Below are 12,683 nucleotides of genomic sequence, written 5' to 3'. Positions count from 1 at the left end.
AATCGTGTCACGAAACCCGGTCCACAAGCATCCCCTGCCCGGAATCCGTTGCGGGAGCCGGCGAAGGTGGCTCGTGATCGGGCCGCTCGACGACCGGTTGAAGCTCATCTGGCTCAGCCGTTCGGGCCGGCTCGGCAGATGGCTCAGCAGGGGCTGCGGCGGGCGTCAGTTCGTGCTCGGCGTCGTCCGGGCGGCTTGGCTCTGGCTCCTGACCGTCCTGCGAGGAAAGTGCGGTCGAGGTGAGGGACGGGCGTTCCTCGGGCTGCTCCGGAGTCTCTCGCAACCGCGGAGGTGCCGCCGTCCAGGCACGCAGATCCTGCATGACCTCGCCGTAGAAGGTGTTGATCGCGTTCTCGACCGAGTCGATGAAGGCACCTCGCCCCCGGCCCCGCTTGGTGCCGAGTGGCAGGGTGAGCGCCACCTGGAACGATCGGAGTTCCTTGCGGGGATCCTCGATCAGCACTGTGGGTTGCTCGCGGACGTTCTTCAGCAGCTCCGCCGTACCAGGCCCGCGGGAATGCAGGGTGAAGGCTTCCAGCCTGACCGTCTCGGGTGCGTGACGGAGCTGACGCACCAGCCAGTTCACCCTGGTGGTCGGCTTGCCGTCCTTCGGCGCCGCCACATCCACATGGCAGACTGCCTGTCCGGCGCGGAGATCGGCCGTCACCACCAGCGGACCCACGGCATTCGGGATGCTGATCGCGCCCTGCATGGTCCCGGTCGTGCACATCGACTGGACGAGTGCCTGAGAGCGCAGCGCCGGTTCGGCCAACTCCTTCCTGCTGAGCGCCGGAGTGACGTCGTCCCCGAGGCGTCGGCCCAGCTGAAGACTGACATAGCGAAGCAACGCGTCGAACCGGGCAGCGACCTCTGGCGCGCACTTGTCGCCAGGACGAAGCGTTCCGGCCGCAACCGCCTCCCGGGTGGTCACCCACGAGCTGCTCATGTCTTCGAACTGCAAGGCGCCTGAGCGCGGATGTTCGAGGTACCGGATCAGCTCACCGAGGATCCAGGCCTGGTCCGGATCGGCGACGCCGCGGTGTTCTTTCTGCAGCACAGCCTCGGCCAGCACCATCGACCAGGACCAGTGGTGCAGTGCGACTCGCCTGACCTTTCGCTTGTCCACCTTGGCCGGGTGCATTCCGGCCATCGCCGGGATCTCGTTGGAGATCGTGATCACCGCGTCGAACCCCTGCTCGTGGGCGATGTCCAGATAGGCCTCGAGCTGTTCGGTCTCCAGTTGGTTGACACCGGTCTTCACCTCGACCAGTGCAGTCCATTGCTTCTGACCTCGCCGGGCCCGCAGCAGGCCGTCTGGATAGAGCCTCCGCTCCCCGAACTGGAATGGGACCTCGATGAAGGCCTCCAGCGCCCCGGACGGCGCTCCCAGCGGTTGGATCAGGACCCGGCCGAACTCGCGGACCGACGTCATCACCGCCAAGAGCGCCGAAGTCGCCCGTCGTTCCTGCTCGTCCGCTCCGTTGATTCCCGAGGTCGGGATCAACCGCGCCTGGTGCCAGCTTTCCTCTGCCATGTCATTGCCCCCACAGGCATTGGCTACTGCGAGCCCGGACCAGGTCCACATGTTTCGCCCGTCAGTTCGGGACGCTACGCCTTCCGTCACACAACGTGAAGGCCTGAGCGTGATCCGAACAGACGGTGAGGTCCCGCCCTTGCCTACCAGGCGGCGTCGAGGAGGGTTCTGTGGTCGGGGGAGAGGGTTAGGTGGGCGCCGGCTAGGGCGGTGGTGAGGTAGTTGGGGGTGCTGATGCCGATGATTGGGGTGACGGCGGGGGTGCCGCCGGTGAGCCAGGCGATGACTACTTCGTTGCGGCTGACGCCTAGTTCGGTGGCGACCTGGGTGAGGGCTTCCAGGCGGCGGGTGGTGCCGGGGTGGTCGAAGGCCTCGTGGATCGGGCGGTCCTCGCGCTCGTAGCCGCCGGACATCAGCGGGCTGTAGGCGAACAGTTGCTGCTCCGGGTTGCGTACCGCGTAGTCCAGGACCTCGTCGGTGATCCAGCCGAAGCGGTGGTCGTGAGCGTTGTCGCGGACGAGCGGCCTCGGCTGCAGGTACGAGTAGCGCAGTTGCAGGGCCGTCGGGGCCTCCACGCCTTGCTTCTCCGCCAGGCCGCGCATCCGCTCCACCCGCCACAGGGCGTAGTTCGACAGGCCGATCCTGCCGACCGTGCCGGCCGCGACGTGCTTGCCGAAGGCGCCGACGGTCTCCTCCAGCGGTGTCTCCAGGTCGTCGCGGTGCGCGAAGTACAGGTCGATGTGGTCGATGCCGAGGCGGCGCAGCGAGGTCTCCAGGGCGGAGTCGATCGCCTGGGCGGTCAGCCCTTCGGTGCGCTCCGGGAAGCTTCCCGGCCACAGGGGCTCGCAGCCGACCTTGGTGGCGAGCTTGACCCGGTCCCGGACTCCCGGCCGGGCAGCGAACCAGCGGCCGAGCAGTTCCTCGCTCTGGCCGCCGTGGCCGCTCTCGTGCTGCCAGAAGGCGTAGCAGTTGGCGGTGTCGATCCAGACGCCACCGGCGTCGACGTACGCGTCCAGCAGTGCAAAGGAGGTCTTCTCGTCGATGCGGGTGCCGTACTCCATGGCACCGAGGGTGATGTTCAGTTCAGTCATGTCCTTCAGCCTCGATGCTGGAGTGCGCTCAAGGTCAAGACACGGTGTCGCTATTCGAAACGCCGAGTATCAAATAGCGGACCGGCGATGCAGGCCGAGCCCGTACTCCGCCTGCCGGAAGGCAACCCCGCCAAGGTAAGGTTTGTGCTCTTCGGCCTCGGGCCGGGCGCGCTTACCGGCGTCCGCAGGGGTACGGCGGTCAGACGACCGGCTCGGGACCGAGGCGAACATCCAGCCGGTACTACGTGTTGCCGCGCGTCGAGGTCCGCACGATGAGCTCCGGGGTGAAAGTCACGCGCTGGTGCTCGTGATCGGGGTTCGACGACTCGTCGAGCAGCAACTCCGCCGCCGTCCGGCCGAGCAGTTGGCGTGGCTGGCGAACCGACGTCAGCGGTACTGCGGCCGCCGCGGCGAACTCGATGTCGTCGTAGCCGACGATCGCGAGATCCTCCGGCACCCGCAGCCCGAGGCTCACGCATTGCTGAAGCAGGCCCAGGGCCAGCAGATCGTTCGCGCAGAACGCGGCCGTCGGGCGCCGGTCCGCGGGCAGCCCGGCAAGTCGTTGCCCAGCGCCCCTACCTTCGGCAACGGTCAGCGCGCCAGTCAGGACATCGACCAGGTTTGACGCCGGCAGGCCGGCCTTCCGCAGTGCTTCGTGGGCACCCGCGCGCCGGTCGGTGACCTGCCCGATCGTGTTCGGTCCGCCGACGAAGGCGATCCGCTCGTGGCCGAGCTCGATCAGGTGCGCCAGGGCGACCTCGCCGCCCAGCACGTCGTCGACGGCCACCGAGCAGTGCTCGCCGTCGTCGATCGCACGGTCCACCACAACCACCGGCGTACCGCGGTTGGGTAGGTTGCTGAGGCGGGACGAGTCGGGGTTGATCGGCGTGATCAGCACACCCTGAACACGTTGCTGCTCGAGCAGATCGAGATAGTCTGCCTCGCGCGCCGCGTCCTCGTTGCTGTTGCAGAGGAAGACCGACAGGCCCGCCTTCTGCGCGGCCTCCTCGACGCCGCGGGCGACGTCGGTGAAGAACGGGTTGCCCGCGTCGAGCATCAGGTAGGCAATGATCCGGCTGGAACCGGCCCGGAGTTGACGCGCGGACTCGTTCCGGACGAACCCGAGGGAGGCCATCGCGGCCTCGACCTTCGCGCGTGTCGTTGGACTGACCATCTCCGGCCGGTTCAGGACGTTCGACACCGTGCCGAGAGAGACACCGGCTGCCGCCGCGACATCCTTGACCCCGGCTGCCGATCGCGCCGTACCGCCCGACCGCAACCGGCGCGGCTGCCGCCGCACTGCGGGCTTGGCCGCTCGCGCCGAATCCTTCGCGCGTCCCGGTTCTCGTCCCCGCGCGACCTCCTTGGCCGCCCGGGCAGCATCCTTGGCCCCGATCGGATCCTGGGGATCCATCGCACGACCGGCGGCTGCTCCGGCCCGCCCGCTCGCGGGGTCGGCCGAGCGTCCGGTCCGCGCCGACCGGCTCGCTCGGCCGGCCGGGGGTTTCGGGGGACGGGCGGGGTCCGGCGTACGGCGGGCGCGGTCCGCAGCGCCACTCGGTGTCACGCGGCCTCCCCGTGTTGAAACGTGATAGCGGAGGAAGCGTACCCGGTTTCCTGTGGAAAACCTCAGTGTTCCCCTGCGGTTCTCCACAGACTTCGCAACCAGGTCTTGACGCCCGCAGCGGCCCCGATTACCTTCGTGCAATCTTCTTGAAACCTTTCAGCAATCACTGACACCGACCACCCGTACCCGCCGGAGGTGAGCATGCCGACCGAAGCCCCTGTCCTGCGGGTGCGCGAGGTGTCCAAGTCGTTCGGCGCCGTCGCCGCCGTCCAGGGTGTCTCCTTCGACCTGTACGGCGGGGAGGCGCACGCGCTGGTCGGTGAGAACGGCGCTGGCAAGTCCACCATCGTGAAGATGCTGGCGGGAGTGCACCGTCCGGACGCCGGCACCCTCGAGCTCGACGGCGTGCCGGTCGAGCTGAGCACGCCGGCCGACGCCAAGGCCGCCGGGATCGCGGTCATCTACCAGGAGCCGACGCTGTTCCCGGATCTGACCGTCGCGGAGAACATCGCGATGGGCCGGCAGCCACTGGGTCGTTTCAAAACCATCGACCGCGCGGCGATGATCAGGCAGGCCGAGCAGCTGTTCACCCGGCTCGGGGTCTCGATCGAGCCGAGCCGTCCGGCGCGCGGGTTGTCGATCGCCGACCAGCAGCTGGTCGAGATCGCGAAGGCGATCTCCGCGGACGCCCGGGTGGTGGTGATGGACGAGCCGACCGCCGCGCTCACGGGGGTGGAGGTCGAGCGGCTGTTCGCGGTGGCCAGGTCCCTGCGCGACGACGGTGCCGCGCTGGTGTTCATCTCGCACCGGTTCGAGGAGATCACCGCGTTGTGCGAGCGGGTGACGATCATGCGCGACGGCAGGCACGTGTCCACCGACCTGATCAGCGAGGTGACCGTCGACGAGATGGTGCGCCGGATGGTCGGCCGTGAGCTGGGCGCGCTGTTCCCCAAGCAGGACGTGACTCCCGGTGCCGTCGTGCTGAGCGTGGCCGGGCTGACCCGCGATCCGGCCTTCACCGATGTCTCCTTCGAGGTCCGGGCCGGCGAGATCGTCGCCCTGGCCGGGCTGGTCGGCTCCGGCCGGTCCGAGGTGGTGCAGTCGATCTTCGGTGTCGACCCGCGCGACGCCGGCACGGTCAAGGTGGCCGGCAAGACCCTGAAACCGGCCTCTCCCCGCGCCGCGATGGCCGCCGGGGTCGCGCTGGTCCCCGAGGATCGACGGCAGCAGGGCCTGGTGATGGAGCTGTCGATCGAGCGCAACGTCACGCTGCCCCGGTCACGCGCGCTGTCCCAGCTCGGCTTCCTGACCGGCAGCAGTGAGCGACGATCGGCGCAGGAATGGACCAAACGCCTGAAGACGAAGTACGGGCGGCTCCAGGACGAGGTCGGCACCTTGTCGGGCGGCAACCAGCAGAAGGTCGTGCTGGCCAAGTGGCTGGCGACGGCACCGAAGCTCCTCATCGTCGACGAGCCGACCCGCGGCATCGACGTCGGCACCAAGGCCGAGGTGCACCGGCTGATGTCCAGCCTCGCCGCGGAAGGTGTCGCCGTCCTGATGGTCTCGTCCGAACTGCCCGAGGTGCTCGGGATGGCCGATCGGGTGCTGGTGATGCGCGAGGGCCGGCTGGTGGCCGAACTCGATCGCGAGCTGGCCACCGAGGAGTCGGTGATGTTCGCAGCGATGGGACAGGAGGCCTCGGTATGACGGCCGCACCTACCCGCGCGGACTCGCCGGTCAAGCTGCCCGCAGTGGTTGCGGGGCGATCCACGCTCGATCTCGTCCTGCGAGCCCGGGAGCTGGGCATCGTGCTCGCGCTCGCCGCGCTGGTCGCGGTCACCGCGATCTCCAATCCACGCTTCCTGTCCGGCCAGAGTGTCCGCGACATTCTGCTCGGTACCGCGATCCTGGCCGTTCTGGCGGTCGGTCAGGCCGTGGTGGTGATCACCCGCAACATCGACCTCTCGGTGGGGTCCGTGCTCGGCTTGAGCGCGTTCACCGTCGGCACGCTGTTGCGGGATCACCCGGGGCTGCCCGTGCCGCTGGCTCTTCTGATCGGTGCCGCCGTCGGGGGAGCGTGCGGTGCGGTGAACGGAGTACTGGTTCGGTACGGCAACGTCCCGGCGCTCGTGGTCACTCTCGGCACCCTGTACGTGGTCCGCGGCATCACCTACTTCTGGGCCGGTGGCCAGCAGATCAACGCCGACGAACTGCCCGCGGGCTTCCTCGACTTCGGCAACGCGACCTTCGCCGGCGTCCCGTACCTGGTCCTGATCGCCGTGCTGGTCCTGGTGATCACCGGCCTTGTACTACGGAACTACCGCGTCGGCCGCGAGCTGTACGCGATGGGTTCGAGCCCGCAGGCCGCGCGGCTGGCCGGTATCTCGGTTGGACGTCGCACGATCGGCGCCTTCGCCGTGAGCGGCGCACTGGCCGGACTGGCCGGGGTGTTGTTCGCGGCCCGGTTCGGCACGATCGACGCGGCAGCGGGCACGGGGTACGAGCTGAACGTGGTCGCCGCAGTGGTGGTCGGCGGCGTGGCCGTCTTCGGCGGGAGTGGTTCGGTCTGGGGTGCCTCGCTCGGCGCGCTGCTGCTGACCACGATCAGCAGTTCGCTGGCGGTGCTGGAGATCAACCAGTTCTGGCAGCAGGCGATCGTCGGCGGACTGATCCTGCTCGCCATCGGCGCCGACCGGCTGGTCGCCGCTCGCGTCGCCGCGTCTCTGAAACGGCGTCACTCTCAGGAAGGGCGCGCTCATGTCGGCTGACACCACGACCGGAGCCGGCACGGCCGGACTGACGGCCCGGTTCGCCAACTGGAACGTCGCGATCATCGCCGTGACCGTCGTCGTCCTGATCGTCGCGGCCGCGACCGTGAACAACTTCGGTACGTCGCAGAACTTCAGCTTCCTGATCCTCGACCTGCTGCCGATCGCGCTCGTCGCCCTGCCGATGACGCTGGTGATCGTGACCGGCGAGATCGACCTGTCGGTCGCCAGCACGCTCGGTCTGTCCAGCGCGGTGATGGGCTCCCTGTGGAACTCGAACCAGCCCATCGAGACGATCATCCCGCTCTGTCTGCTGCTCGGGGCCTTGCTGGGTGCGGTCAACGGGTTCTTCGTCACCGTTCTCGGCCTGCCCTCGCTCGCGGTCACGATCGGCACCCTCGCCCTGTACCGCGGCCTGGCGTTCGTCGTACTCGGGGACGGTGCGGTCGCCGACTTCCCGGCGCTCTACACCGACTGGGTGACCGGCAATCTCGGCGGGACCGCGATCCCGAACGTGCTGCTGGTCATCGTCGCGCTCGCCGTCGTCTTCGGTGTGGTGCTGCACGCGACGCCGGTCGGCCGGGCCGTCTTCGCGGTCGGCGCGAGTGAGCAGGCAGCCCGGTTCGCGGGTGTCCGCCCGGGCCGCCTCAAGTTCTGGCTGTACGTCGTCAGCGGTCTGGTGGCGGGGCTGGCCGGAGTGCTCTGGACGCTTCGGTACTCCAGCGCCCGAGCCGACAACGGCGCCGGACTCGAGCTGGCGGTGGTCGCCGCCGTCCTGCTCGGCGGCGTCTCCATCTTCGGGGGTAAGGGCGCACTGCCCGGTGTGATCGCCGGTGTGGTGCTGCTCGCTTCGCTGCAGAACGCTCTGCGGCTGTCCGACGTGTCGAACGAGGCGCTCAACGTCGTCACCGGCGTCCTGCTGATCGTCTCCGTCCTGGCTCCCAACCTCGCCAATGCCGTCCGCGGCTCGGTCCAGCGCCGCCGGCACCGGATCACCCCTGTTGTGTAAGGCCATTTGTCCAGAAGGGACAGCTCATGTCTTTCCGCATCTCACGCCGTCTGGCGGTGCCGCTGACGACAGTGGCCGTTGCCTCGCTCGCACTTACCGCCTGCGGTGGTGGCACGACCAAGTCGAGTACTGCGGGCGAGGCCACTGCCGCACCGAGCAGCACCGGCTCGGCCTCGGCCGACCCGAACGCGCCGCTCAAGGAAGGCCTCAAGATCGCCTACCTGCCCAAGCAGCTGAACAACCCCTACACCGATGTCGAGGTGGGCGGCGGCAAGGTCGCGGTGGGCGAGCTCAAGGGTGAGTACAAGCTGGTCGGGCCGAACGACGCCAGTGCATCGTCGCAGGTCAGCTACATCAACACGCTGATCCAGCAGCAGCAGGACGTGATCGTGGTCGCGGCCAACGACCCGAACGCGGTCTGCCCGTCCCTCAACCAGGCCCGCAAGGCCGGGATCAAGGTCGTCTCGTTCGACTCCGACGCCTCGAAGAGCTGCCGGGACGCGTTCATCAACCAGGCCACCACTCAGGGCATCGGCGAGAGCCTGGTGAAGATGGCCAGCGAACTGGCCGGCGGGGCCGGTGAGATCGCCGTGCTGTCCGCGACGCCGAACGCGACCAACCAGAACTCCTGGATCAAGGTGATGAAGGACGAGCTGGCCAAGCCGGCGAACGCCAAGCTCAAGCTCGTCAAGATTGCCTACGGCAACGATGATGACCAGAAGTCGTTCACCGAGGCGCAGGGCCTGCTGCAGTCCTACCCGAACCTCAAGGTGATCGTGTCGCCGACGACGGTCGGCATCGCCGCCGCCTCGCGGTACGTGAGTGCCTCGTCGTACAAGGGCAAGGTCGCCATCACCGGGCTCGGGCTGCCGAACCAGATGCGCCAGTACGTGAAGGACGGCACGGTGAAGAAGTTCGCCCTCTGGAACCCGGCGGACATCGGCTACCTCGCCGCGTACGCCGGTGCCGCGCTCAAGTCCGGCCAGATCACCGGTGCGGAGGGCGAGAAGTTCAAGGCGGGCAAGCTCGGCGACTACACGGTCGGCGCGGACGGTGAGATCGTGCTCGGCCCCCCGACGGAGTTCACCGCCGCGAACATCGACCAGTTCAACTTCTGATCCAGCTTCTTACTTCTGGGGACCCCGTGAATCGCTACTGCTTCTGCCTCCAGGTCAAACCCGACCGCCTGGACGAGTACGTCGAACGCCACCGCACCGTGTGGCCGGAGATGCAAGCCGCTCTGCGTGACACCGGCTGGCACAACTACTCGCTCTTCCTCCGCGACGACGGCCTGCTGATCGGGTACGTCGAGGCCGAGGACCTGGAGGCGGCGCAGCAGGCGATGGCGGCGACCGAGGTGAACAGTCGCTGGCAGGCCGAGATGACGGAATTCTTCACTGGAATCGACGGCCGGCCACCGGACGAGTCATTTGTCCTGCTTCCCGAGATCTTTCATCTGACCCCGAGTACCGAGGACTGATATGACCAGCGTGACCGATGCACTGAGCCGCCAGGAGATCGAACTGCCCTCGTGGGCGTTCGGCAACTCCGGCACCAGGTTCAAGGTGTTCAGCCAGCCCGGCGTACCGCGGTCGCCGGAGGAGAAGATCGCCGACGCGGCCGTCGTGCACAAGTACACCGGCGTCGCGCCGAGTGTCGCGCTGCACATCCCCTGGGACAAGGTCGACGACTACGCGGCGCTGGCGGCGTACGCCAAGGAGCAGGGCGTCCGGCTCGGGGCGATCAACAGCAACGTCTTCCAGGACGACGACTACAAGCTGGGCAGCGTCACCAACCCGGACCCGCGGATCCGGCGGAAGGCGACCGACCACCTGCTCGAGTGCATCGACATCATGGACGCCACCGGCTCGCGGGACCTGAAGCTGTGGTTCTCCGACGGCACGAACTACCCGGGCCAGGACGATCTGTGGGATCGCCAGGACCGGCTGGCCGAGGCGCTCAAGGAGGTGTACGACCGGCTTGGTGACGACCAGCGCATGCTGCTGGAGTACAAGCTGTTCGAGCCGGCCTTCTACGCGACCGACGTCCCGGACTGGGGTACGTCGTACGCGCACTGCCTTGAGCTGGGACCGAAGGCGACGGTGTGTATCGACACCGGTCATCACGCCCCCGGGACCAACATCGAGTTCATCGTGGCGTTCCTGCTCCGGGCCAACAAGCTCGGCGCGTTCGACTTCAACAGCCGGTTCTACGCCGACGACGACCTGATGGTGGGGTCCGCGGATCCGTTCCAGCTGTTCCGGATCATGAACGAGATCGTCCGCGGCGACGCGCTCGACCCGGATCGTGGCATCGCCTTCATGCTCGACCAGTGCCACAACATCGAAGCCAAGATCCCGGCCATCATCCGCTCGGTGATGAACGTCCAGGAGGCGACGGCCAAGGCGCTGCTGGTCGACCGTGACGCGCTGCGCAAGGCCCAGCAGGACGGTGACGTGCTGGCCGCGAACGCCGCGGTGATGGATGCCTTCAACACCGACGTCCGCCCGCTGCTCGCCGACCTTCGGACCTCCCAGGGTCTCGACCCGGACCCGATCGCGGCGTATCACCGCAGCGGCTACTTCGAGCAGATCAGCAAAGACCGAGCCGACGGCCAGCAGGCCGGATGGGGAGCATGATGACCGTTTCTGATTCTTCCCCCACCCCACCGCCCCGGTCGGGGCCTGTAGCCGAGCTTGTTGCGCGAAGCAACAGATTGGGTGCCGACCCGCGCAACACGAACTACGCGGGCGGCAACACGTCCGCGAAGGGCACGGCCACCGATCCGGTGACGCAGCAGCCCGTCGACCTTGTGTGGGTGAAGGGTTCCGGCGGTGACCTCGGCACTCTCACTGCCGCCGGGCTGGCGGTACTACGGCAGGATCGGCTGAACGCGCTGGTCGAGGTCTACCCCGGCGTGGACCGTGAGGACGAGATGGTCGCGGCCTTCGACTACTGCCTGCACGGTAAGGGCGGTGCCGCGCCGTCCATCGACACCGCGATGCACGGTCTCGTCGACGCTTCGCACGTGGACCACCTGCACCCGGACTCCGGGATCGCGCTGGCCACCGCGGCCGACGGCGAGAAGCTGACCGAGCAATGCTTCGGTGACCGGGTCGTCTGGGTTCCCTGGCGCCGGCCCGGGTTCCAGCTTGGGCTGGACATCGCGCAGGTGAAGAAGGACAACCCGCAGGCGATCGGCGTCATCCTCGGCGGCCACGGCATCACCGCCTGGGGCGACACGTCCGCCGAGTGCGAGGCGAACTCACTCGACATCATCCGTACCGCGGAACGCTTCCTCGCCGAGAAGGGCCGCCCTGAGCCGTTCGGCGCCGTCGTACCGGGGTACGAAGCGCTGCCCGAGGCGGAGCGGCGGGAGCGGGCCGCGGCGTTGGCGCCGGTGATCCGTGGGCTCGCGTCGACGGACAACCCGCAGGTGGGGCACTACAACGACTCGGAGGTCGTGCTCGAGTTCACCGCTCGCGAGCGGCTCGCCGAGCTGGCCGCTCTGGGCACCTCGTGCCCCGACCACTTCCTGCGGACCAAGGTCCGGCCGCTCGTCCTCGACCTGCCCCCGACGGCTTCGATCGAGGACGCCACTCTCCGGCTCAGGGAGCTGCACCTTCAGTACCGCGAGGACTATGCGGCGTACTACGACCGGCACGCGACGCCCGACAGCCCGCCGATGCGCGGGGCCGATCCGGCGATCGTGCTGGTGCCCGGCGTCGGGATGTTCAGCTTCGGCAAGGACAAGCAGACGGCTCGCGTCGCCGGTGAGTTCTACGTGAACGCGATCAACGTGATGCGCGGTGCCGAGGCCGTCTCGACGTACGCGCCGATCGACGAGAGCGAGAAGTTCCGGATCGAGTACTGGGCGCTGGAGGAGGCGAAGCTGCAGCGGATGCCCAAGCCGAAGCCGCTCGCCACCCGGGTCGCCTTCGTCACCGGTGGTGGTTCCGGCATCGGCAAGGCGATCGCCCAACGGCTGGCCGCGGAGGGCGCCTGCGTCGTCGTCGCCGACCTCGACCTGGCCGCCGCCGAAGCCGTTGCCAAGGAGATCGGTACTGCGGATCGCGCGGTGGCCGTCGGCGCGGACGTGTCGGACGGCGCGGCCGTCGAGCAGGCGATGCGGGAGGCTGTGCTCGCGTTCGGTGGCGTGGATCTGATCGTCAACAACGCCGGCCTGTCGATCTCGAAGCCGCTGCTGGAGACCACTGAGAAGGACTGGGACCTGCAGCACGACGTGATGGCGAAGGGATCGTTCCTGGTCTCTCGTGCTGCCGCGAAGGTGCTGATCGACCAGGGCATCGGTGGGGACATCGTCTACATCTCCAGCAAGAACGCGGTCTTCGCCGGTCCCAACAACGTCGCGTACGGTGCTGCCAAGGCCGACCAGGCTCACCAGGTCAGGCTGCTCGCGGCCGAGTTGGGTGAGTACGGCATCCGCGTCAACGGGGTGAACCCCGACGGGGTCGTCCGCGGTTCCGGGATCTTCGCCAAGGGCTGGGGTGCGCAACGCGCCGCGGTATACGGCGTACCGGAGTCGGAGCTAGGTGCGTTCTACGCGCAGCGCACGTTGCTCAAGCGCGAGGTGCTGCCGGAGCACGTGGCCGCGGCTGTCTTCTCTCTCGCTGCTGGGGATCTGTCCCTGACGACAGGCCTGCACGTACCCGTCGATGCCGGCGTCGCCGCCGCCTTCCTGCGCTGAGGAGTT

Annotated in this window: 10 protein-coding genes; 7 read left to right on the top strand and 3 right to left on the bottom strand. The window is 68.2% G+C overall.

Annotation, left to right across the window (positions count from 1 at the left end; translation table 11 throughout):
* Positions 1-7 precede the first annotated feature (7 nt).
* From AB0F51_RS08705 to AB0F51_RS08695, 3 genes are all read right to left on the bottom strand, one after another.
* Positions 8-1,534: a hypothetical protein gene (locus tag AB0F51_RS08705; RefSeq protein WP_360276152.1), complete on the bottom strand. Its 1,527-nt coding sequence runs from the start codon at positions 1,532-1,534 to the stop codon at positions 8-10.
* A gap of 143 nt (positions 1,535-1,677) precedes the next feature.
* Positions 1,678-2,625, bottom strand: coding sequence for an aldo/keto reductase (locus AB0F51_RS08700; protein ID WP_360276149.1), 948 nt, complete (start codon positions 2,623-2,625; stop codon positions 1,678-1,680).
* A gap of 241 nt (positions 2,626-2,866) precedes the next feature.
* Positions 2,867-4,192 carry a LacI family DNA-binding transcriptional regulator gene (locus tag AB0F51_RS08695; protein ID WP_360276146.1) on the bottom strand — a complete coding sequence of 442 codons (1,326 nt, stop codon included), beginning with the start codon at positions 4,190-4,192 and terminating at the stop codon, positions 2,867-2,869.
* Between the two features lie 201 nt (positions 4,193-4,393).
* On the opposite strand from AB0F51_RS08695, the gene AB0F51_RS08690 reads away from it, so the two are divergent.
* Genes AB0F51_RS08690 through AB0F51_RS08660 form a run of 7 tightly spaced genes read left to right on the top strand, consistent with a single transcriptional unit; the run spans position 4,394 to position 12,677 of the window.
* Positions 4,394-5,899 (top strand): sugar ABC transporter ATP-binding protein, encoded by a 1,506-nt coding sequence (locus AB0F51_RS08690; protein WP_360276144.1) that lies wholly within the window; start codon positions 4,394-4,396, stop codon positions 5,897-5,899.
* Positions 5,896-6,960 carry an ABC transporter permease gene (locus tag AB0F51_RS08685; protein WP_360276141.1) on the top strand — a complete coding sequence of 355 codons (1,065 nt, stop codon included), beginning with the start codon at positions 5,896-5,898 and terminating at the stop codon, positions 6,958-6,960. Before AB0F51_RS08690 ends, AB0F51_RS08685 begins: the two co-directional genes overlap by 4 nt.
* Positions 6,950-7,969, top strand: coding sequence for an ABC transporter permease (locus AB0F51_RS08680; RefSeq protein ID WP_360276138.1), 1,020 nt, complete (start codon positions 6,950-6,952; stop codon positions 7,967-7,969). Before AB0F51_RS08685 ends, AB0F51_RS08680 begins: the two co-directional genes overlap by 11 nt.
* A 26-nt stretch (positions 7,970-7,995) precedes the next feature.
* The gene (gene rhaS / locus AB0F51_RS08675) at positions 7,996-9,087 is read left to right on the top strand and encodes a rhamnose ABC transporter substrate-binding protein (protein ID WP_360276135.1); all 1,092 of its coding nucleotides are present in this window, start codon (positions 7,996-7,998) and stop codon (positions 9,085-9,087) included.
* A gap of 26 nt (positions 9,088-9,113) precedes the next feature.
* The gene (locus tag AB0F51_RS08670; RefSeq protein WP_360276133.1) at positions 9,114-9,449 is read left to right on the top strand and encodes an L-rhamnose mutarotase; all 336 of its coding nucleotides are present in this window, start codon (positions 9,114-9,116) and stop codon (positions 9,447-9,449) included.
* 1 nt (position 9,450) lies between these two features.
* Positions 9,451-10,608: an L-rhamnose isomerase gene (rhaI, locus tag AB0F51_RS08665; protein WP_360276130.1), complete on the top strand. Its 1,158-nt coding sequence runs from the start codon at positions 9,451-9,453 to the stop codon at positions 10,606-10,608.
* Positions 10,596-12,677: a bifunctional aldolase/short-chain dehydrogenase gene (locus AB0F51_RS08660; protein WP_360276127.1), complete on the top strand. Its 2,082-nt coding sequence runs from the start codon at positions 10,596-10,598 to the stop codon at positions 12,675-12,677. The genes rhaI and AB0F51_RS08660 overlap by 13 nt, the downstream gene beginning before the upstream one ends.
* The last annotated feature ends 6 nt before the right edge of the window (positions 12,678-12,683 follow it).

This window comes from Kribbella sp. NPDC023855 (assembly GCF_040639475.1).
In the GTDB taxonomy this organism is placed as follows: domain Bacteria; phylum Actinomycetota; class Actinomycetes; order Propionibacteriales; family Kribbellaceae; genus Kribbella.
This window is presented reverse-complemented; position numbering and strand designations above follow the sequence as displayed.

Coding starts and splice junctions, on each gene's coding strand:
- AB0F51_RS08705 (WP_360276152.1), bottom strand. CDS start 1,534: ATGGCAGAGGAAAGCTGGCACCAGGCGCGGTTGATCCCGACCTCGGGA.
- rhaS (WP_360276135.1), top strand. CDS start 7,996: ATGTCTTTCCGCATCTCACGCCGTCTGGCGGTGCCGCTGACGACAGTG.
- AB0F51_RS08700 (WP_360276149.1), bottom strand. CDS start 2,625: ATGACTGAACTGAACATCACCCTCGGTGCCATGGAGTACGGCACCCGC.
- AB0F51_RS08685 (WP_360276141.1), top strand. CDS start 5,896: ATGACGGCCGCACCTACCCGCGCGGACTCGCCGGTCAAGCTGCCCGCA.
- AB0F51_RS08680 (WP_360276138.1), top strand. CDS start 6,950: ATGTCGGCTGACACCACGACCGGAGCCGGCACGGCCGGACTGACGGCC.
- rhaI (WP_360276130.1), top strand. CDS start 9,451: ATGACCAGCGTGACCGATGCACTGAGCCGCCAGGAGATCGAACTGCCC.
- AB0F51_RS08660 (WP_360276127.1), top strand. CDS start 10,596: ATGGGGAGCATGATGACCGTTTCTGATTCTTCCCCCACCCCACCGCCC.
- AB0F51_RS08690 (WP_360276144.1), top strand. CDS start 4,394: ATGCCGACCGAAGCCCCTGTCCTGCGGGTGCGCGAGGTGTCCAAGTCG.